This window comes from Halomonas salinarum, assembly GCF_012062845.1.
Classification (GTDB): domain Bacteria; phylum Pseudomonadota; class Gammaproteobacteria; order Pseudomonadales; family Halomonadaceae; genus Onishia; species Onishia salinarum.
On sequence record NZ_WWNB01000030.1, the window covers coordinates 1 to 21111 of the forward strand.

Annotated in this window: 16 protein-coding genes and 3 pseudogenes; 14 read left to right on the forward strand and 5 right to left on the reverse strand. The window is 53.3% G+C overall.

Annotation, left to right across the window (positions count from 1 at the left end):
- From HF027_RS14955 to HF027_RS14975, 5 genes are all read right to left on the reverse strand, one after another.
- The coding region (locus tag HF027_RS14955) for an IS701 family transposase (protein ID WP_425338683.1) at nt 1-505 on the reverse strand (505 nt) is incomplete at its 3' end.
- Nucleotides 506-764: 259 nt separating this feature from the next.
- Nucleotides 765-1499 (reverse strand): integrase core domain-containing protein, encoded by a 735-nt coding sequence (locus HF027_RS14960; protein ID WP_425338682.1) that lies wholly within the window; start codon nt 1497-1499, stop codon nt 765-767.
- Between the two features lie 179 nt (nt 1500-1678).
- Nucleotides 1679-2932: a group II intron reverse transcriptase/maturase gene (gene ltrA / locus HF027_RS14965; protein ID WP_209316468.1), complete on the reverse strand. Its 1254-nt coding sequence runs from the start codon at nt 2930-2932 to the stop codon at nt 1679-1681.
- 518 nt (nt 2933-3450) lie between these two features.
- Complete coding sequence (locus HF027_RS14970) at nt 3451-3960, reverse strand: COG3415 family protein (protein ID WP_168017020.1); 510 nt, start codon at nt 3958-3960, stop codon at nt 3451-3453.
- A complete protein-coding gene (locus HF027_RS14975) occupies nt 3957-4448 on the reverse strand; it encodes a transposase (protein ID WP_168017022.1) in 492 nt (163 codons plus the stop codon). The genes HF027_RS14970 and HF027_RS14975 overlap by 4 nt, the downstream gene beginning before the upstream one ends.
- Before the next feature lie 204 nt (nt 4449-4652).
- Here HF027_RS14975 and HF027_RS15685 point away from each other — a divergent pair.
- The 14 genes and pseudogenes from HF027_RS15685 to HF027_RS15050 all read left to right on the forward strand — a co-directional run.
- Nucleotides 4653-5618: pseudogene (locus HF027_RS15685) on the forward strand (IS3 family transposase); the annotation flags it as partial.
- A gap of 240 nt (nt 5619-5858) precedes the next feature.
- Nucleotides 5859-6119, forward strand: a complete 261-nt coding sequence (locus tag HF027_RS15915) for an IS110 family transposase (RefSeq protein WP_209316469.1) — start codon at nt 5859-5861, stop codon at nt 6117-6119.
- 412 nt (nt 6120-6531) lie between these two features.
- Nucleotides 6532-6807 (forward strand): annotated as a pseudogene (locus HF027_RS15690) (IS110 family transposase); the annotation flags it as partial.
- A gap of 141 nt (nt 6808-6948) precedes the next feature.
- Nucleotides 6949-7137 (forward strand): annotated as a pseudogene (locus HF027_RS15695) (IS3 family transposase); the annotation flags it as partial.
- Between the two features lie 358 nt (nt 7138-7495).
- Nucleotides 7496-8512 carry a UDP-glucose 4-epimerase GalE gene (gene galE / locus HF027_RS15005; RefSeq protein ID WP_168017031.1) on the forward strand — a complete coding sequence of 339 codons (1017 nt, stop codon included), beginning with the start codon at nt 7496-7498 and terminating at the stop codon, nt 8510-8512.
- 377 nt (nt 8513-8889) lie between these two features.
- On the forward strand, nt 8890-9258 hold the full coding sequence (gene tnpA / locus HF027_RS15010; RefSeq protein ID WP_168017033.1) for an IS66-like element accessory protein TnpA: 369 nt from the start codon (nt 8890-8892) through the stop codon (nt 9256-9258).
- Nucleotides 9255-9590, forward strand: coding sequence for an IS66 family insertion sequence element accessory protein TnpB (gene tnpB, locus HF027_RS15015; protein WP_168017035.1), 336 nt, complete (start codon nt 9255-9257; stop codon nt 9588-9590). Before tnpA ends, tnpB begins: the two co-directional genes overlap by 4 nt.
- A gap of 92 nt (nt 9591-9682) precedes the next feature.
- Nucleotides 9683-11212: an IS66 family transposase gene (gene tnpC / locus HF027_RS15020; protein ID WP_168017037.1), complete on the forward strand. Its 1530-nt coding sequence runs from the start codon at nt 9683-9685 to the stop codon at nt 11210-11212.
- Between the two features lie 918 nt (nt 11213-12130).
- The gene (locus HF027_RS15025; protein ID WP_168017039.1) at nt 12131-13171 is read left to right on the forward strand and encodes an SDR family oxidoreductase; all 1041 of its coding nucleotides are present in this window, start codon (nt 12131-12133) and stop codon (nt 13169-13171) included.
- 787 nt (nt 13172-13958) lie between these two features.
- Nucleotides 13959-16220, forward strand: a complete 2262-nt coding sequence (locus HF027_RS15030) for a polysaccharide biosynthesis tyrosine autokinase (RefSeq protein WP_168017041.1) — start codon at nt 13959-13961, stop codon at nt 16218-16220.
- Between the two features lie 608 nt (nt 16221-16828).
- Nucleotides 16829-18625 (forward strand): ABC transporter ATP-binding protein, encoded by a 1797-nt coding sequence (locus HF027_RS15035; RefSeq protein ID WP_168017043.1) that lies wholly within the window; start codon nt 16829-16831, stop codon nt 18623-18625.
- Nucleotides 18626-18805: 180 nt separating this feature from the next.
- Entirely contained in the window at nt 18806-19708 is a 903-nt protein-coding gene (locus tag HF027_RS15040) for a hypothetical protein (protein ID WP_168017045.1), read from the forward strand.
- Between the two features lie 141 nt (nt 19709-19849).
- Nucleotides 19850-20776 (forward strand): glycosyltransferase family 2 protein, encoded by a 927-nt coding sequence (locus HF027_RS15045; RefSeq protein ID WP_168017047.1) that lies wholly within the window; start codon nt 19850-19852, stop codon nt 20774-20776.
- A gap of 202 nt (nt 20777-20978) precedes the next feature.
- Nucleotides 20979-21111: transposase family protein (locus HF027_RS15050; RefSeq protein ID WP_168017049.1), on the forward strand; the 133-nt coding region annotated here is incomplete at its 3' end.

Sequence of the window (21111 nt, forward strand, 5' to 3'; positions counted from 1 at the left end):
TGGCGAATTCGACGTCATCGGGAATCCCAGCACGTCGACAACGCTCGCGATCCTGTGTCCAGGATTTGGGCAAGTACAAGGCGCGGTCCAGGAAGGCATGCCCTGCCTGACTGGCGTAGAGAAGAAAGACGCCGATCTGGCTATTTTCAATTCGACCGGCGGTGCCACTGTACTGGCGTTGCACGCCGGCCGAGTGCTGACCTTTCTTGACAAAGCCGGTCTCGTCCAGGACCAAGACACCGTCAGGCGCCCCCAACGTATCGATGACCCACTGGCGGAGGACATCGCGTGCCGCTTCCGCATCCCAGCGGGCACGATCCAACAGGTACTGCACCCCATCTGGGCTGGCATCGCCGAGCCACTCGGCAAGATGCCAGCTATTCTTGCGTTCGCACTGACTGAGCAGCCCCTGAATGTAGCGTAAGGCACGATCGCGCGTTTCAGAGCGCGGAAAGAGCGGGCTTAACTGACCTGCCAGGTCATCCAACAATGCTGAGACAGAGATCGAGTTCCTGCATCCTTCACCGTGTAATTGTTTCCGTATCAATCACATGCATTGCAGCTTATTCAATTACGACTGTAGTATTAGGCCAGGTCTGAAAAGTGTCTGTGCTCGGCTATACGGTGTTAAAAACCAGCTCAAAATACTCATTTACTGCCTGTAAACTCCGCTTCTTCGCTGATTTTTTGCCTTGTCTATCCTTCGCTCGTCGACTTTTCGGACAGAGCCTAGCGATGCCTGTCAAGCTTGTTGGAACCTGGAATCAGGCGGCTTCTAATCGCTGATCGCGTTGAACCAGCGGGGCTTCCTGGTCCGGATTCAGCCAGACCGTCCGGCGCGGTGTCCAGTTGCGAGTGGAGCCGCTCCACCGACCGGGATGTTGCCGTTTCGCCTCGGCATAGATGGCATCTCGCCTTGCCAGCACCTCATCATCACGGCCAGCATGCCGCTCACCCGGGGTGACGAACCGAATGGCGCTGTGACGATGTTCGTGGTTGTACCAGTGCACGAAGCGCGTCACCCACTGCTGCGCCGCTGTGAGGCACTCGTAGCCGTCCTTTGGGTAGTCGGGCCGGTACTTGCAAGTCCTGAACAGCGACTCCGAGAAGGCGTTGTCATTGGAGACTCGGGGGCGGCTGTACGACGGGGTGATGTTCAGCCGCTGCAGTGTCGCCTGGAGCGTCGATCCCTTCATGGCGGAGCCATTATCAGCATGCAACACCAACGGTTGGTTGATGCAGCCCTCGCGCAGCACGGCGCGCTGGATGACCTCGCTGCTGTTGGCCATGGACTCCTGGTCAAAGACCTCGGCATCGACGATCTTGCGGCTGTAGATGTCGACGATCATGTAGAGGTAATAGAACTGCCCACGCACCTGGGTCGGTAAGTACGTGTAGGGGGCGAGCCGGGGCGCCCTGCCAACCTTTCGGCTGGTGGGTTTCCCCGGCCCGCCCTCCGAACCGGACGTGCGACTCTCACCGCATCCGGCTCTCCACAAGGTTATGCCAGTGTTTCACTTGCCCAAGGTGTCGGGATCCGAGAGCCCCGATACCGGTATCGAGTGACCTCGACACGGCCAGGGCGGAACATCTCGGTTCGACCGTCACGTAGTACCCAACCGGGTAGGTGGCGACGGATCAGCTTTCCCCATCCCAGCTTGAGGTGCCGCTTTCGCACTCAGTTGACCACTCGCCAGAAGGCGAAGTAATCGAGGTAACTGAATGTCTTGGCGGACACACCATGCCGGAAGTACCGACACCAGCCCCGCATCACGCGATTGATGGCGTGAAGGAGGTCGGCAAGAGTCCGATGTTTGTTCCGGCGGGTCAGCGAGCGCACCTTGGCGATCACCGTCTGCAAGCTCTGCTTGGACGGATAAGTGTAGGTGACTCGTTTGCCGCCGTGACCTCGCCGGCGCCGGCGTTGAATATGCCAGCCGAGGAAGTCGAACCCTTCGTCAATATGGCAGACTCGTGTCTTCTCCGGTGAGAGCCGTAGCCCAACCGGAGCCAGTACCTCGGCCACTTCTTGCCAGAGCGCTTCGGTGTCTTGCCGGGTTCCGTGAACCAATACGACGAAGTCGTCCGCGTAGCGGACGAGCCGCATCACGGGAACTCCCATGCGGCGACGCTTGGCGCGAGTCCATGACGGCCCGAGCGCCTCCCATTTCTGGGTAAAGTGCTCGTCCAGTGCGGACAAGGCAATATTGGCAAGGACCGGTGACAGGATTCCGCCTTGGGGCGTACCGGTAATGGTCGCGCGTGCCTGGCGATCCTCTTGGAGGATGCCGGCCCGCAGGAACGCCTTGATCAACCTCAGAACGCGTTTATCGGCGATCCGGTGACGCACACGTCCCATCAGGGCCGTATGGTCGATCTCGTCGAAGCATGCCTGGATGTCGCCTTCAAACACCCACTCGTAGTTCCGCTGAGCGGTGGTGAAGAAGTGAATCTCGGCAATGGCGTCCTGGGCGCGCCGATGCGGACGGAAGCCATACGAACATGGCTTGAAATCCGCTTCGAAGATCGGCTCCAGTACCAGCTTCAGGGTGGCTTGAACCACGCGATCCTGCGTCGTCGGTATCCCCAGTCGCCGAAACTTGCCGTTGGCTTTGGGAATCCGTTTCTCGCGGACTGGCATGGGCCTGAACTGCTGTGCCTTGAGCTCGGCTCGTAGCGATTTCAGCAGGCTGGTGGCATCGTCCCCAATACTGCGAGGGGCGACACCGTCCACGCCGGCGGTTCGCGCTCCCTTGTTCCCCCTGACACGCTGCCAGGCCACCATCAGGAAGGCCGGGTCGCAAACCAGGTTAAACAGATCATCGAATTGGCGCTGGCTATCCGCCAGTGCCCACTGGTGCAGCTTCTTCTGGAATCCAAGTACCCGTGACTCTGCCACGATCAGGCTGGGCCACAGTGCATCAGTATTCACCGACGACCTCCTTGAATTCCATTAGGCATGCAACCTTGCTGGACCCCTTCGCCATGTGGACGGCTTTCCCATCCTCAGACTACTACGGGTCCTCCGCCCCCCATCGTCAGTACCGGCTGGCTACGCGCTTTCCCTACCGCCGCATGACGGTGAGGGACCGACGACGGGGTTCCCACGTTCACCTTGGAAACGCTTGTCAGGCTTGGTGCCCCGCTATGCCCCAGCGGCTTCACCATGGTTACGCCGCAGGCCTTCACCATGGCCTCGTCAACCGCCGATGTACTTCGGAGGACGAGTTCTCCCCAAACGGCCGGGATACGCACCGCAACCCCGCCCACATCTACCAGGTTAGAGCGGGTGGATGTCTCTTGAGGGGCTTTATGGCACGGATTCCTCTCGTACACCGTCCTGTCTCGCTAGCAGAGCCCGCACCGTCTGGTAGTGCCGGCACGACTCCGCGTTGTCAGGGCTGCTTGCCGCTCTTGCTCCCGTACCGGAGGTCGAGCTGCCCTCAGCTTCTATTGGTCTGCTGCGACAGACCAACGGCAGTGCTCTTTCATCACTGCACGTTTCCAAGGCGCCTCGTGGCGCACCACATCCCAGCTCCAACAGGTATTGGAACGTGTCACACGGTGCCGCTGCGGATCGCCCTTGGGGCGTGGGGCACGAGTGCGGCCACGATGGTGCTGCTCGCCATGCTCCCGGAGGATGCGGTAATAGCTGGATTCTGACGCCACGTAGCGGCCTTCCTCGTCCAGAAGCCGCGGTACAATCTGCCCGGGCGGCAGGCTGGCAAACTCGGGACGATGGCAGATTTCCAGCACCTGCAGACGCTCCTCCGGCGACAGCGCGTGGCGCGGGACAGGCCGCACGGCCTCAGGCCGTGCGGCCTGATCTCCCCGCACCCAACGACGGTAGGTGTTGGTACCAATGCCGAGCTCTGCGCAGGCGGTCTGCAGGCGGGCCCCTTCGGCGCGGGCCTCATCGATCAGCTTTACGGCGTCCTGGCGATCTGAAGTGCTGATCATTTGTCCTCGTCCCCCCAGATCGCTCGGGCTTTTTTTCTCAACGCCAGCAGCGCAGCGGTTTCCGCGAGAGCCGCCTCCTTGCGGCGGAGCTCACGTTTGAGCTCCTTGTTCTCCTGGCGCTCCGCCTTGCGGGCTTCGCTTACCTGCTTCGAGGCGGCATCGCTACGGTTGTTGGCACCTTCGCAGCTCGCCCGCCAGCGCTGGATCTGCTCGGGGTAGAGGCCGCGCTGCCGGCAGTACTCGGCGCGCTCGGCTTCACTGAGGGCCGCCGTCTCCAGGACGGCGTGGAACTTGTCCTGCGAGCTCCAGCCTTCGGGGTCATCGCTCTGGTCAGGCAGGAGGCGACCCGCTTGTCGAGCCTTCTTGCGCCAGTTGTACAGCGTCGCCGCGGAGATGCCTTCTTCCTGGGCTACCTCCGCCACCGTGCGGTTATGCGGCGGGAGCAGCTTCTTGAGGATGGCTTCTCGGCGTTCGTCGGAGTACTTCATCGGAACCTCATTACGCCCCATATGGTTCAGAGTCTAACAGCCACCGATACTCCAACTAGCGTGACAGTGGGGGACAACGCTCCAGGTGACGCTTGTCAGTTTCATCGATCATCGTGCTTTCCTCTCAGGTTTGTTAGCTATTATGTGATCTTGCCCAACAACAGTGGACATCCCGTTAAAGAAGTACACTGAACGAGGTGTCCTATGGCCAGGCAAGCTACTCCGATGAAGAAACAACGTACCCATTACTCCGATGCCTATCGCGAGGAGACGCTTTCCCTCGCTGATCGCGTAGGCGTCATCGCCGCTGCTCGTGAGCTGGGGTTACAGCCCAGCCAGCTTTACCAGTGGCGCGCCAAGGTTCAGCAGAAAAAGAGCTCGTCTGAGCGTGAGCAATCACTAGCGGAAGAAAACGCCCGGCTGAAGCGGCAACTCGCTGAAATGTCGGAGGAAATGGCCATCATAAAAAAAGCGGCGGTGTACTTCGCGAAAAACCTGAAGTGAAGTACACCTTCATCCACGGCCATAGTCATACGTTCCACATCCAGCTAATGCGCAAGGCGCTTGGCGTCGCGCGCAGTGGCTACTATGGCGGGTGTAAACGGGGTGGCACACCCTCCCTGAGGCGCCGTCAGCAGGCTGTTCTCGACCAGCGAGTGGCGGAGGTTTTCCAGCGGCGGAGAGGACGCTCAGGCGCTCCCAGGTTGGTACTGGATCTCATCGACGACGGTCTGTCCGTGAACCGCAAGTCGGTCGCCGCTAGCCTGCAACGCCAGGGACTTCGCGCCAAGGCGGCACGCAAGTTCAAGGCGACGACGAACTCGAGGCACTCTCTGCCGGTGGCCCCTAACCTGCTGGAACAAGACTTTACCGCCAAGGCGCCCAACCAGAAATGGGTCGGCGACATCACGTACTTGGCGACCTCTGAGGGATGGCGCGGTGCTGATAGATCTCTACTCGCGAAAAGTGATCGGATGGGCCATGGGTGAACGGATGACGGCGGATCTGGCTGGTGACGCCCTCAAAATGGCGTTGTCGCGGCGAAAGTCGCCCCAGGGAGTGATTACCCATTCCGATCGCGGCAGCCAATATTGCTCAACTCTGTACCAGACACTGCTCATGAAATATGAACTCACGTGCAGCATGAGCGCCAAAGGCAATTGCTACGATTGTCAGTCTTTCCGAGTCGGATTCATTATAGATCCGGAAGACCTAGCCTTGGTGGCTTGACCCTTGTTTACGATTGGCCATTGCATGCCTTTTCGTTGATCTGTCAGCCCCGGGCCGGGCACCTGATCCAGCCCGGCTGAGCTGTGACTTAATAATAGGAGCCTGGAGACTTATATCTCTTGACAGTCCTGTCCGCTTGCCGGCTCTGGATGAAATAATCCGACATATTCAGAGGCTGTCATGACTGGTCTATCATTGCCTGAGGTTGCACCTTCCGGCCATATTGTCGTCGGTGTGGATACACATAAGCATGCCCATGTTGCTGCCGTACTGGATACAACCGCAGGCCTACAATCAACACTTTCGGTCTCCGCGGATCGTAACGGATTTGAGAGATTGCTGGCCTGGGCGGGCTCATTTGGCCGGATCATTGCCTTTGGCATTGAAGGAACCGGATCATACGGGGCCTCACTGACTGACTTCCTTCGTTCGTCAGCATGATATTCCTGTCATCGAGGTCAGTCGTCCGGATCGCCGCCTCAGACGGCTTAACGGCAAATCCGATACCCTGGATGCTGAGAATGCTGCCCGTGCTGTTCTGTCTGGTGCTGCGACCGCCATACTCAAGGTAGCCAGTGGTACCGCCGAGATGGTTCGGCAGCTCAAGGTAGCATATGACACGGCCGTCAAGGCACGCACAGCGTCGATGGTGACCCTGAAAGCGATGCTGATCCACGCGCCGGATGATCTGCGAGCCAGTGCTGAGGGCAAAACGCCCGTCACCCTCGCGCGCATGCTCGCCAGGCTAAGAACCGGCTCCTTGAGGGATACGACAGGCAGCATTAGGCATGTGCTTCGAACTCTGTCTCGGCGCTGGCTCTTTCTGGATGAGGAAGCCAGATCACTGGACAGAATGATTCACAATCTTGTGCAAAAGGCTGTGCCTCAGCTCGTGGAAGCCTATGGAATCAGTACTCACATTGCAGCAGAGATATTGATTGTTGTGGGGGATAACCCCGAACGGATCAAGTCTGAAGCGGCATTGGCGAAGCTGGCAGGCGTCAGTCCCATCCCCGCCTCCTCAGGCATGACATCGGGCCGGTATAGAATTAACAGAGGCGGCCACAGGCAGCTCAATGCTGCCATGTATCGCGTAGCGATTGTGCGTATGCGAAGCCATGAACTTACCAAAGCATATGTCGCGCGAAGAACCAAACAAAACGGGATATCGTCAGGTGCCTCAAGCGTTACATCATTCGTGAGGTTTACCGGCTCCTCCAGCATGGCCCCAAGTTGGCAGAATACACGACTTGACACACATAGGAGCATCAACGCCTGTGCCGAGAGCTTCTTCCATAGCCTGAAGGTTGAGGCGATCCATGGTGAGCGTTTCGAAACCCGGAATGCCATGCGGCGGCAAGTGTTCGAGTACATCGAGATAGGCTACAACCGGCAGCGCCGGCACAGTGCGATTGGGATGATCAGCCCAGAGGCCTTCGAGGCCCAAATGATCGCTTAGATCGGTGTCCACGATTGCTGGGTAAGATCACTGCCAAGGGTGATCCTCTCATCCGGCTTCGCTGAAGGACCCCGGAAGCAATTTTCGACCAAGATACATTATTTTACAAAGTGCTTTCCCATTGGGTGCTGGCATAGCTACGCTCTTACATACCAAGGGCCTGACTAAACAGAGCTTCAAGTTGGCTTCGGCGCCTGTGCAGGTGGCCTGTGAGGTTTAGGAATAGTGGCCGTTAACCGTGCTTGTTCAGGCCGATGGTCTTGGCGGTGCGTTGGCTGCTCGCCCCGATCCGTGATGATGCTTTCGTCGCCTACGAAGCAGAGGGTGACTCATTTCTAAGGGAAAGGAGTGCTAGGGAATGACAATATTGGTCACAGGTGGGGCAGGCTACATCGGCACTCATACCGTCGTAGAGTTATTACAGGGAGGGCATGAGGTCGTTGTACTGGATAGCTTGGTCAACGGTTCCCGCGAGGCGCTGCATCGGGTAGAGGGAATTACAGGCAAGGCCATCTGCTTCATCGAAGGCGATGTGCGCGATCGGGCATTGCTAGACGAGCTATTTGTTGAGCACTCGATCGAGGCAGTGATCCACTTCGCTGGACTGAAAGCGGTGGGCGAGAGCATCGAAAAGCCGCTGGCCTATTATGACGTCAACGTGCATGGCTCACTGGTACTGTGCCAAGCCATGGCGGCAGCCGGTGTTCATCGCATGGTGTTCAGCTCTTCGGCCACTGTCTATGGTGAGGATGCTCCGGTTCCTTACATGGAGACCATGCTGCGCGGGCGCACGTCCAATCCTTATGGTAGCTCCAAGGCAATGGTCGAACAGATGCTTTCTGATCTATGTTGTGCCGACAAGCGCTGGATGGTGACATTGCTGCGTTACTTCAACCCTATCGGGGCGCACATTTCAGGTGAGATTGGTGAGGATCCCCAGGGAATCCCTAATAATCTGATGCCGTTCATTGCCCAAGTGGCGGTGGGGCGCCGTAGGGAGCTTGCGATTTTCGGGGATGATTACCCCACCCATGATGGCACCTGTGTTCGAGACTACTTACATGTAATGGATCTGGCAGCTGGGCACGTGGCAGCACTCTCGAGCCTCCAGCACGCTGGCGTGCGTATCTATAACCTGGGAACAGGACATGGCATCTCGGTGTTAGAGATGGTGAATACCTTCGAGCGCGTGACCGGACAGACGGTCCCCTTCCGCATAGCCCCACGGCGTGACGGTGATCTCGCTGCTTTCTGGGCTGATGCCGGCAAGGCCGAGCGTGAGCTTGGTTGGCGTGCTGAGCGCGGGCTAGAGGCAATGTTGCATGACACTTGGCGTTGGCAAGAGCAGAACCCTCGGGGCTACGTTCCAGGGTGACTCTTGGATTCATCTCATGGTACCAGTAGCCCGGACTTGTGCCGGGCTACTTTGTTTTTGGGCTTGATAGGCCAGTGAGAAGATATCTCGGTACTGTCTTCGTCACCGTCGACGATATGAATTTAGCGTTCGAAAGTGCGCGGGCTGTTTGGCCTGTTACCCATGTACCGTTCAAGCCGGAGGTTGATGGGATGGGGCGTTGCAAGGGATATAGAGGTTGTGCGGTCAGCAGTCTCGCATCAGGGTCACAGCTGGTGTGATCACAGCTAACGTTGGCAGCAGGTCGCTGAGAGGTAACCGGCCGGTTAACCCATCTGCCGAAAGTACCTGAATTCCATCACAGTAGGTGCCCACCTATTAATAAGTGGACACCTACCATGACTGACTTAAGCGTACCGGAAGCCCCTCGGAAGCGTCGTCGCTTCACCACCGCGTTCAAGGCAAGAATCGTTGAGGCTTGCCAGCAATCAGGTGCCTCCGTGGCCGGGGTTGCCCTGGAGCACAGCCTGAATGCCAACTTGGTCCACAAGTGGATCCGCGCCGCCCGCCAGCGAACTGTCGCGCCAGAAGCACCGGCGTTTGTGCCGGTGCCCATGGCCAGTGCCTCATTACCGGTCGCTCGCCAACATCAGGTGACGGACCGTATTCGCCTCACGATCCCGCACCCCAACGGCCCGATGGTCATCGAGTGGCCTGCCTCGGAGGCCGACGCGTGTCGATCCCTGATCCGAGAGCTGCTCGCATGATCCGCATCGACGAGATCTGGTTGGCGACGGAGCCGTTGGATATGCGCGCCGGCCCGGATACGGCGCTGGCCAGGGTAGTGAAGGTCTTCGGTGCCGCCCGACCGCACTGTGCCTATCTGTTCGCCAACCGGCGCGGCAACCGTATGAAGGTGCTGGTTCACGATGGCCTGGGCATCTGGCTGTGCGCCCGGCGTCTGAACCAGGGCAAGTTCCACTGGGCCAGCCACCGGTACGGTGATCGCGTCGAGCTCTGCCCAGAGCAGGTCACGGCGCTGGTTCAGGGCCTACCCTGGCAACGCCTTGGCGCCGGTGGCGTGATCTCGGTGGTCTGACATACCGAGCCTGGTAAGGCACAGAATCTCCCGGCCCGCTATTCGCTGAAGTGCCAATCCCACTCCCCTCGGCAGATTGGCATACTCAGCGAATGAACATGCCTCCCGACCTGTCTCAGCTCTCTCCCGATCAGCTCCGCCACCTGGCGGCAACGCTGATTACGCAGGTTGAGGAAAAGGATAAAGCGCTCCGCCACAGCGAGCAGGTCAATCAGAAGCTGACCTATGAAATGGCGCTGCTCAAGCGACACGCCTTCGGCAAGCGCAGCGAGCAGCTCAACGTTCTGCAGATCAGTCTGCTGGAGGATGGGGTGGATGCCGACATCGCCGCCATCGAGACTGAGTTGGAAGACCTGGTCACGACCGATGCGTCATCGGCGCCCAAGAAGACGCCCAAGCGCGCCCCTTTGCCTCCCGAACTGCCGCGCATCGAGATTCACCATGACCCAGAGAATGATCACTGCCCGTGTGGTTGTCAGCTGCGGCGGATCGGCGAGGAGGTCAGCGAGAAGCTCGACTACACGCCGGGCGTATTCCATGTCGAGCGCCATATCCGGGGCAAGTGGGTCTGTGATCACTGCGAGATGCTGATCCAGGCGCCGATGCCGGCGCAGATCATCGACAAGGGCATCCCCACCGCCGGCCTGCTGGCCCAGGTGTTGATCGCCAAATACGCCGATCACCTCCCGCTGTATCGCCAGGAGCAGATCTTCGCTCGTGCCGGCGTGGCGATTCCGCGCTCCACCTTGGCCGAGTGGGTCGGGATCTGTGGCATTCGACTCCAACCGCTGACCGATGCGCTGCAGGACCTACTGCGCGAAGAACCCGTGCTGCATGCCGACGAGACGCCGGTGCCGATGCTGGCCCCGGGCAAGAAGAAGACACATCGCGCTTACCTTTGGGCTTACGCCACCACGCCCTACGCCAGCCTGAAGGCCGTCGTCTACGACTTCAGCGAGGGACGCAGCGGTCAGCATGCCCGCGACTTCCTCGGCGAGTGGCGGGGCAAGCTGGTCTGCGACGACTACAGCGGCTACAAGCAAAGCTTCGCCAACGGCGTCACCAAGATCGGCTGCATGGCTCATGCGCGGCGCAAGTTCGTCGATCTGCATGTGGCCGGCAAGAGCCAGATCGCCGAGCAGGCCATCGAGCTGATCGGCCAGCTCTACCAACTAGAGCGCGAGGCCCAGTCATTGACCGAGGAAGAACGCCAGCGGTTACGCGACACTCGAGCCAGACCTCTCGCCGACACGCTGCACCGCTGGATGCTGGCTCACCGAGAAAAGGTGCCGAATGGCTCGGCGACGGCGAAAGCGCTGGACTACAGCCTGAAGCGTTGGGCGGCGTTGACGCGCTATCTGGATGACGGCCGACTACCTATTGATAACAACCGGGTCGAAAACCTGATTCGCCCTTGGGCGCTCGGTCGCTCCAACTGGCTATTCGCCGGCTCACTGCGCAGTGGCCAACGCGCCGCTACCATCATGAGCTTGATCCAGTGCGCCAAGCTCAACGGCCACGAGCCTTATGCCTACCTGAAGGACGTGCTGGAACGGCTACCGACACACAAGGTCAGCCAGATCCACAAGCTTCTGCCCCACCACTGGCAGCACAACGACTGATCACTGACAAGCGGTGTTTGGCGCTTGCTTACGCTGAGAGAGCCCTAGAATCGCTCGACCATACACAAGGAGCTGATACGTGGCTTAAGCGTAAAAAAAGCCTGATTGTTCAAGTTGAGTGGGTACCATCTCGTCAGCCTGGACTATGGTTAAAGTACATTCAGGGAGGGGGAGTGAGCTTCATGGCAGGGAGGCATATCCAGAACCAGATCAGCCCGTCGCTTCCGGTGTTTTGCCAGCAGCACGACCCGGAGGTGCCGTATCTGGCGGTCACTTTCTTGAGTCGCTTGCCGACAGCTTTTTTGTCATCAGCTTTTGGTAACACTGACGGCTACCGGGTTTCGCAAGGGCTTTTCCTATGTCATTGCTGCTGCCATCAGGCCTCACTCACTAATGTCCCCTGCTCGAATGACACGCTATTGCCGGTGTCCGCCGGATTTTCGGATATCACTCTGCTGAACGAGTGTCAGCCTAGCGTCACAGCGCTTCAGAATGTTCAGTTTCAACATGCGAGCTGCTGCACTCATACGGAGATATCACGCGATGCCCGACAGGCTGTTGAGCTTGGGAACCTGATCAGCAGTATCGGGCCTCAATTTATTAGAGGGTTTTATACCTCCGCCTGCGGCCATGAACGCTACATCAAAAGGGCTGAGCATGTCCGAATGATGTATCCAGATTTTAACTGGGGCGTTACCCCGTTAGGAAACATTAAGTGTTCAATTATCGAGATCTACCATGTCATCTGTGGGGTGCATTTCCCGTACTACCTCGTCATATTCGAGTGCCGCCTCACGCGGCATCACGACGTCAAGGCCATATTCTCGCGGTGGATGACAGTGGCAGTGCAGGTGCTATCGATACTTTACAGGCTGCCAAAGTTGGCTGAGTCATATGCGTAATCAAGAAAGGGGTGGTATGAGCTATTATCAAGATCTTATTATAAATCTTAAGGCCTATCCGCATACATGGTTGGTCTCTGGCTGCGCGGGATTTATCGGAAGTAATTTATTGGAAACGCTACTCAGGCTTGATCAGCGAGTGGTCGGCCTAGATAATTTTTCAACCGGTTTTCAGGCTAATTTGGATGAAGTGAGGACATTGGTTACAGAAGATCAGTGGAAGCGATTTCGGTTTGTAGAAGGCGATATTTGCGATTTGGCAACCTGCCGAGAAGCTATGTATATAGAAGGTGAGCCGGTTGATCATGTGCTGCATCAAGCAGCTCTAGGCTCTGTGCCCCGCTCTATTGCCGACCCCATCGCCACCAATGCTGCGAATATCACAGGCCAGCTTACCATGCTTGTTGCCGCTAAAGACGCAGGAGTTAAGAGTTTCGTCTATGCCGCTTCTAGTTCCACCTATGGCGATCACCCAGCACTACCGAAGATAGAAGAGCGTATCGGCAAGCCGCTTTCTCCATATGCAGTTACCAAAGTGGTGAATGAGATGTATGCCGATGTCTTTGCCGGTACGTATGGCTTTAAGGCGACAGGGCTGCGTTACTTTAATGTATTCGGCAAACGTCAGAATCCCAATGGCGCTTATGCGGCGGTGATACCCAAGTGGGCAGGAGCGATGATGACAGGAGATACGCTTTTTATTAACGGAGATGGTGAAACTAGTCGCGACTTTTGCTATGTAGAGAATGCAGTTCAGGCTAATCTTCTTGCGGCTGTTGCAAAAAGCAAGGGTCAGGGAGGTGTCTATAATGTGGCCGTTGGGGGGCGTACTACCTTGAACCAGTTGTTCACCTATCTAGTTGAAGTGCTATCTTCACATGGTGTTAGTTATGATAAATCACCTGTACATGGTGATTTTAGGCCGGGTGATGTGCGCCACTCACAGGCAGACATTACTAAGTCACAGCGACTTCTTGGTTATAATCCGACCTATGCTATTTTTGATGGAATAATGGAAGCCATGCCATGGTATATTAAGTATTATATGTGTAGTTAACCTAGGTTGTCATGTCAAGCTTAACCTCGTATCCTGCTTTCCGCTATTTACCCCCTCCAGCAGTAGCGGTTTGTGGCCTGACAGAAGGTTGCCTACGCTCCTATCGCTCGTCGCCGGTGCCACCTAGCCTAGCCTAGCCTAGCCAGAAGCCAGGGCTGGACTACCCACACGACAACAATCTATTGGCGAGCTTACATCAGAATACAAGCAAGTATTTGGTGGTGGCACTTAATTTTCTGCGGCCAATTTTATTTGAAAAGCCAATGCCTTCGTCAAGTATTAGATGCTCTGCTCGAAGACCACAAGCAGACCTTCATGGACCTTGAGGATGTTCCAACCTATTGCTTAGCATCTCAGTTCCATAATTAATTAATAGGTATCTAGTCATATAGTATTAGAAATCTAGTCATATAAACTAAAGGGATGACTAGATTTTAATTTTTTTAAAGTTAAAAAAATCATGATGCGTAAATCTACCAGGATTGTAAGCTTGTGAAAGTAAGTATTTATAATTGTAAGTCATGATGGGTAGGGTCGTGGCAAATGGTGGCATCATGGCCCTATGCCAAGAAAAATTAGATATTCCGTTAAGATTTTTTTAAAAATTACCGATGATAATGGCTTCAGGGACCCGCCAGTATGCACCTTGGGGCGGTAGCGTGGAAATAGGAAATCAGTCGATGAGTACATTTATGCCTGGCTGCATTTACAGTAGATAATCAGCCACTGTATCAGTGCCTCAGGAAGCGATGGGGCTCTTCTCCTTTATCTTAGATGAAGCATAAAGATGACCGAAACTACTCCTCAAGCGCCCGTGGAAAAAGAAATAGATCTTGGTCGCATGTTCGGCATGCTTGTTGAGCATAAGTGGCTGATTATCTGCCTGACGGCCGTTGCAGCAATGTACGGTATCGCTTATGGAATGCTGGCGACTCCTGTGTACCGAGCGGATGCTCTGGTCCAAGTTGAGCGCCGTTCAAACGTGAGCCCCCTGGGTGACTTGAGTAACGTGCTGGGTGTTGCTGGCGACTCAAATACGTCGGCCGAGGTCCAGATCCTCCAGTCTAGGATGGTACTAGGGCAAGCTGTTGACCGGGTTGGGCGAGACACGATAATCGAACCCGTGACGCTTCCCATTATTGGTGAGTACATTGTGCGCCGTGGCATTCCGCGCCCGGATTTCCCCATTACCCTACCGATCATCGGTGATTATGTTCTTCGCAGTGGTATTCCTGAACCAGATTTTATGGAAAGAATGCCTTATATCTGGGGAGGGGAGAGTATTGAGGTAGCACGTTTCGAAATGGCGGAGCGCCGGCGCGGGCAGAGTATTACCGTGGAGCGAAGCAATAATGATAGGTATCGCATTCTGATTGATGACGAACCTATCGGGGAGGGCGTTGTTGGTAGTGTCAGCACTTTTTTGGATGGGGAGCTTGAGCTACGCATCCAATCGTTCAATGCTCCCCCTGGTGCGCAATTTAAGCTTATCAAGCGAAACCGCGATGTCGCCGTTCGCTCGCTTGGCGGAAGGTTAATGATATCTGAAGCAGCCGGAAATGGGGCCGCAAACGGTGTGCTGCGACTTTCCCTGGTTGGAACTGATATGCGCGAGATCGTGCGCTCTCTTGATGCCGTGGCTGATACCTTCCTCACTCAGAACGTTGAGAGGCAGTCGGCCCAGGCTGACCAGAGCCTTGAATTCCTGCAAGATCAAGCACCAGAGTTGCAAAGTCAGCTATCTGCAGCCGAGGCACGCCTAAACCAATATCGGGCTGAACTCGACAGTGTAGACCTTTCCTCTGAAGCGTCGGCCACCATTGAGCGTTATATCGATATCGATCGCCGACTAAACGAACTCGAATTCCAAGAAGAGGAGCTGAGACAGCGTTTTACTTACAGGCATCCCAGTTACCAAGCGTTGTTGCGCCAGAAAGAGCATTTACGGGATGAGCGAGTTGCGCTCAATGAACGGGTGAACGAGTTGCCTGCTGCCCAGCAGGAAGTGGTGCGCCGTACACGTGACGTGGAAGTAACGCAGGCGATCTACGTTAATGTACTCAATAAAATTCAGGAACTCCAAGTGGCTAAGGCGGGTACTATCGGCAATGTACGCATCATTGATCGGGCGATGATTAGTGGCATGGTGGCCCCCAACCGCAGCCGCATCTTGATTCTGGCAACGCTTCTGGGTCTTGTGCTGAGCGTTGGCTTGGTACTATTGCGGGAGTTGATGCGTCGTGGTGTGACCTCGCCAGAGCAGATCGAATCCGCGGGCATCCCGGTCTATGCCTCAATTCCACTTTCCAGTGCCCAGGCACGCCTGAGCAAGCGGGTAAGACGCAAAGGCTTGAGGCAAGCCAAGAGTGTAATGACAGGGCTACTAGCCGAATGCGACCCTGCCGACCTGAGTGTCGAGGCGATTCGTGGGCTGCGCACCAGCCTTCATTTTGCCCTGCTGGAGGGCTGCAATAATCGCATCATGATCACAGGTTCCAGTCCTGGGGTTGGCAAAAGCTTCCTTAGTATCAACTTGGCTTCAGTGTTTGCCCAGGCTGGTAAGGCGGTCGTGCTGGTAGATGCAGATCTGCGCAAGGGGTATCTGCATCGTGCTTTCAAACTGGGAGCCAGCCTCGGGCTATCCGATTATCTGGCAGGCCAGTGCGACCTTGACGACATTATAAGACCTACCGGCATCGAGAATTACCATGTGATCAGTCGCGGCAGGGTGGCCCCCAACCCTTCCGAGCTACTTATGCAGTCGCGCCTTGTAGCGGCCATGGAGTCGCTCAGTGAAAGATTTGACCTGGTGTTGGTGGATACGCCTCCGGTTTTAGCAGTCACGGATGCTAGTGTTGTCGGGAAACTCTGTGACACTAATCTGCTGGTGGCTCGTTTCGAAAAGAACCCCGTTGGTGAAATTAAAGCTGCTAGGCGACGGCTGGAAGACAGCGGTATTCATGTTCGTGGTGCCGTTCTCAATGCAGTCGAGCTTAACCCCTCAACAGCCGGTGGATACTATGGTCACTACCAATATCAGTACCGCTGATTGGCGGTGGCAGAAACCATCACTTGGTAAATGCAAGGGCTGCTGATAATCATTGATATCCGCCCTTGTGGCGGTAGATGTTGCCCATAGTATGGCGTAGTGCACGGCCTCGCTGCTATTAAAAATCAGTCATGAAGAACCAAAGAAGTTGCTCTAAAAGGGGTAGATGCTTTGGTACTATTCCTTTAATGGGAGCATTGCCGGATCCCGGTTTTTCCGGGTTGCTCTGCGAACCTTCTCTTGCTGGTCGCACTTGATGGTGGAGATATTTCGAGTTTGCCATCGAATATGACAAGATACGTCTTCTTATACGTAGCGACTTCCAGGTCGCTCAAAACATTAAGCATATGCCTAGTTGTAGAGCTAAGTGCAAAAGATTATGCACTTAGCGGATATGGCGATGAAATTCAGCATGCCACCTATCAGCTAAAGTCGATACAGGATTATTTCTATCAGTCAGATTGAAGACTTTTATAACCCATCAAAAAATGCACGGTGGCAAGGAAGTGATAACTAAATCCATCATCAGTCCAATGGTGGTTGCGATCGAACTTTTATCTTGTCTTAAATAAAATTTTCTCTTTGCATATATAGGTATAGGCTTTTACATGCTGAAACGTGTTCGACGCCTTTGGAAGTTGCTGACAGATGAGCAACGCAAGAAACTCCTCCGTCTACAAATTCTCGTTGTATTAATGGCTTTCGCAGAAGTTGCGGGAGTGGTCGCGATTGGCCCCTTCATGGCTGTAGTGGGTGACATTAGTCACCTAGAGGATGGAGGTATTCTTGCTAAGGTCTATAAGAACAGTGGCTTGGAAAGTCCCCAGCAGTTTCTTTTCTGGCTCGGTGTTGCGGTTCTGATAGTGCTTTCAGTTGCCGCTGCGATATCTATCTATGTCACTTGGCGGCTTGCTCTCTACGCGCAGCAAGTGGGCGCGGAGCTATCCAACCGACTCTTTCGCCACTACATGCAACAACCATGGCTCTTTCACGCCAGTGGAAGCAGCAGTCAGCTGACCAATAAGATTGCTCAGGAAACTACGCGGATTACCGACAATGTCATTCAGCCATTAATGAAGATGAATGCGAAAGGAGTGCTTTCGTTTGTCATGGCAACAGCAATTTTTATATTCAATCCACTGGTTGCAATCACTGGCCTGGTGCTCTTTAGTACCGCATATTGGGCATTATTCCGAACTGTTCGACGGCGCCTTGATTATAATGGCGAAACAGTTTCAACCACTAATCGGCTGCGCTTCAAGCTGATGAATGAAGGTTTTGGTGGCATCAAGGATACTCTATTACTTGGTCGTCAGGCAGATTTTAATCGTCGATTCGAAGCCGCTAGTCTCCAGTTGGGGCGTGCTAAAGGTATGACGAACGGGCTGGCCCTGGTTCCTCGTTACGCCATGGAGTTGCTGGCCTTTGGTGCGGTTATTTCTCTAGTATTATATTTGCTTGCTGTCCATGAGGGTAACTTGGGAAACATACTACCGATTCTTTCAATCTACGCTCTAGCGGGCTTTAAATTACTGCCCGCTTTTCAGCAGATGTATGCGAGTCTGGCAAAGATAAAAGGCAATATCGCCTCATTTGATTTGATGGAGATGGATCTTGTGGCCAGCCAGCATGCCAGCCAAGGGCAGTCTGCAGCTCAAGCTGGCAAGCTTCCTCCTAAGCAGAGTATTACGCTTGATAACATCCACTTCAGTTATCCTGACAAAGATGTAAAAGCACTCGATGGTTTGACACTGGACATATCATGCAACCATATAATCGGCCTTGTCGGGGCCTCTGGATCAGGTAAGTCCACAGCTATTGATGTGTTGCTAGGGCTCTTGCTGCCACAGGAGGGTTCCCTTAAGGTGGATGGTAAAACGCTGACGGACCTGAGTTTGCGTGCTTGGCAAAATAGTGTTGGGTTTGTGCCACAGAGTATTTTCCTTGCGGATTCTAGTATCCGGGAAAATATCGCTTTTGGCTCACCGCCGGAAGAGATCGACGAGGTTGCTGTCAAACGAGCAGCCCACATGGCTTATCTGGATGAACTGCTAGAGAGTCTACCGGATGGTCTTGATACCCGCGTTGGAGAGCGTGGTGTTCAACTTTCCGGAGGGCAGCGCCAGCGCATCGGTATTGCCAGGGCCTTATATAGCGATGCCGACGTACTGGTGTTGGATGAGGCTACTAGCTCACTGGACGGTATAACAGAAAAGCTTGTGATGGATGCCATTCATGATTTCGCTGGCAAGAAAACCATCATTATTATTGCGCACCGCTTGTCTACGGTAAAACAGTGCGATCGAATTTATATCATTGAAAAGGGTAAAACTATTGTATTTGGCACCTTCGAAGAGTTAGTTGACAGTAATGAAACTTTTAGGAATATGAGCGAGCATGCTTAATTCGATAGGCGATCAGTAGGTGTTATAAATGTTTGCGTTAAATTTCGGCTTTTTAAGAGGTGTTATTTTTTTTAATGTTAATGATGAATTTAATTATTGGGTGGAGTTAATTTTTATAGGATCTATATCCCTTGGGTGATTTAAAGATAATGCAGGCTATGGTAGAGGAAATTAAGGAAAATGATTTTTTTTCCAGGAATAAGTAGAAGGTACGTAACTAGCCTAGTGGAAGGGGGGTTCTATAATTTTAAGCGGAGGTTTTTTATCGGCCGTTACGATAGCGTTACTGTGGATTTTTCAGATCTCCCTGTCGATCCATTTGGAGCTGTAGTTAGAGCTCCGGGTTGCATGATAAAAGTTAGTATCGGTGTTGACAAGCTCAGGTCTTTAAATTTGATGGCTTTTCCCTGTGGCGCCGGTACGCATCATCCTTTTTCCATAACGGCAAAAAAGATATTAGCGGGTAGTTGTCAGCATTACGGTGATTCACCTCTCAGGGATTACTATGATAGTTGCCAACCTTATTATGCTGGACAATTTCTAGGTTTGGAGTCTGTTAGTAGCCCCCGGGTTTCTAGAATGGAAGCACGCTACGTCACCTTTCCGTGGGATAAGAGTTTTGGGGAAAAAATAAATAAAAAGCGCAATAAAAATTCTTTTATTGAAAGTAGTGCAAGTGGATTTGATGTTCCTGTTAATGGTGGATGGCTAGCTGTAGGCCCTGTCTCTCTTGAAAAAGGAAAGTTTGAATTCCATAGGATATACAAACTGATTAGCTCTTTGGAGAGAGAAGGTTATAGTGAGAAAATGTGTGGTTCTGATTCTTTGTCTGGATGTTTATTAATAACCGATACTGATTATGCGATAGTGGTATCAAGCGGTGAGCATAGAGCTGCGTGTTTGAATGTTATTGGAGTTGAGCAGGTTCCAATTGTTATCAAGAAAATTGTTCATCGCACTTCCGTCGAAACCTGGCCTGCGGTTTTAAGTAATGATTTGACTGTATGTGAATCATTGCAGATATTTGATAGAGTCCTCATCGGTAAGCAGCAAAAATATTTTGACCCATTAAGCTATTGCTGAAGATAAGGATGGTTTTAGATCAATTATGGGTTTTTTATCAGTACGCAGATAGGTCGTATCATATTAAGGTGGTTTTAAGATCGTTTCATGATTTTAATATTTGTCTGTATGTTTTAATTTTAAGTTTTATGGCCTTGATCTATGATAAAAATTAGAGCTTATGTATTTTCATATAATCGATGCGATTTCCTAAAGAATTGCGTTGAATCCTTACTGAGAAACACTAAAGACTGTGAGTTGGTAGTAATTGACGATTGTAGTGAAGATCCAGAGACTGTGAGATATTTGGATGCTATTTCTACGCGATATCGTGTATTATATTCTAAAAAAAATCAAAAATGCCAAATTAATGGAGGCCTCCATGAGAATATGATGATGGCCTTTAATGATGCTAAGATTGATAGTGTTGAGTATGTTTTTTTTGTACAGGACGACATGCAGGTAACAAGAGAGTTGTCTACACGTGACTTTGATAATTTTGAAATGTTTTTTAGTAAAAATAAAAAAAGTATGCAGCTTTCATTATCTTTCTTCAAGTCTCATAAGCGGCAAGAGGTAGTGAGAAATATTTATCTTGATGATTCTGGATATGCCTATTTAAAGACCGATGGCTGTCCTGGAACTAAGAGTTTTTCAGATACCGGTGTTTTTAAAGTCGACAGGTTTTTTAATTTATACGGCCATATTCTAAAAGGGGAAGATGAAAACGAAAAGTCAGCTAGAGATAAGGGTTTGAGAATGGGGGTTTATGTGTTCCCTTTAGTTATGTGGCTACCTCTTCCTGTTGCATATAGGTTAAAGAAAAAAAGTCTTCCATTACTGTTTTTTGAGAAGCTTGGCAATGCCGGTTTTTATCCTTATTGTGATTTTAATAATAGTGACCTTCAGTCCCTGCTAAGTAGAGACTTGGAGTCTGCGCCATTCGCGGAAGAATATCTTGTGTGCCCTGGATTGCCGTCATTGAAGGTCTGGACATACGGTGGTGGTGAGTCTTTGCTATATGCCTATGGAGGTTGGAGAAGAGCGCTAGCAAGAACATATTCTTTTCTTAATAAATTAATTATTTAAACTCTGGGTTAGCTAGGATGAGTTTTGATGAATATGTTATATTTTCCGGCTTTCTATGGGTATTTCTGGCCAGGAGATTCTTCCCGTCGGTCATCATGACGACAGGGAAAACGCATGAAAAGCCGCTCTACGACGGGCTTCGTAGCGCTTTACCAGTAGGAGCTAATGTGGTCATCTAACGCCTTTTGCTCATGGATGACCCATGCTAACACCGTCTCTCATGCACCATTTATCGATCGTTCCCGACTTCCGTCAGGCTTGGAAAGTGCAGCATCAGCTATCGGATATCCTGTTTCTGACCGTCTGTGCGGTGATTTGTGGTGCCGAGGGTTGGG

What these genes read in the sequence shown, in the direction of transcription:
- HF027_RS14970 (WP_168017020.1), bottom strand. Translation starts at nt 3,960, where the DNA reads ATGATCAGCACTTCAGATCGCCAGGACGCCGTAAAGCTGATCGATGAG.
- HF027_RS14975 (WP_168017022.1), bottom strand. Translation starts at nt 4,448, where the DNA reads ATGAAGTACTCCGACGAACGCCGAGAAGCCATCCTCAAGAAGCTGCTC.
- HF027_RS15915 (WP_209316469.1), top strand. Translation starts at nt 5,859, where the DNA reads ATGACTGGTCTATCATTGCCTGAGGTTGCACCTTCCGGCCATATTGTC.
- galE (WP_168017031.1), top strand. Translation starts at nt 7,496, where the DNA reads ATGACAATATTGGTCACAGGTGGGGCAGGCTACATCGGCACTCATACC.
- tnpA (WP_168017033.1), top strand. Translation starts at nt 8,890, where the DNA reads ATGACTGACTTAAGCGTACCGGAAGCCCCTCGGAAGCGTCGTCGCTTC.
- tnpB (WP_168017035.1), top strand. Translation starts at nt 9,255, where the DNA reads ATGATCCGCATCGACGAGATCTGGTTGGCGACGGAGCCGTTGGATATG.
- tnpC (WP_168017037.1), top strand. Translation starts at nt 9,683, where the DNA reads ATGAACATGCCTCCCGACCTGTCTCAGCTCTCTCCCGATCAGCTCCGC.
- HF027_RS15025 (WP_168017039.1), top strand. Translation starts at nt 12,131, where the DNA reads ATGAGCTATTATCAAGATCTTATTATAAATCTTAAGGCCTATCCGCAT.
- HF027_RS15030 (WP_168017041.1), top strand. Translation starts at nt 13,959, where the DNA reads ATGACCGAAACTACTCCTCAAGCGCCCGTGGAAAAAGAAATAGATCTT.
- HF027_RS15035 (WP_168017043.1), top strand. Translation starts at nt 16,829, where the DNA reads ATGCTGAAACGTGTTCGACGCCTTTGGAAGTTGCTGACAGATGAGCAA.
- HF027_RS15040 (WP_168017045.1), top strand. Translation starts at nt 18,806, where the DNA reads ATGATTTTTTTTCCAGGAATAAGTAGAAGGTACGTAACTAGCCTAGTG.
- HF027_RS15045 (WP_168017047.1), top strand. Translation starts at nt 19,850, where the DNA reads ATGATAAAAATTAGAGCTTATGTATTTTCATATAATCGATGCGATTTC.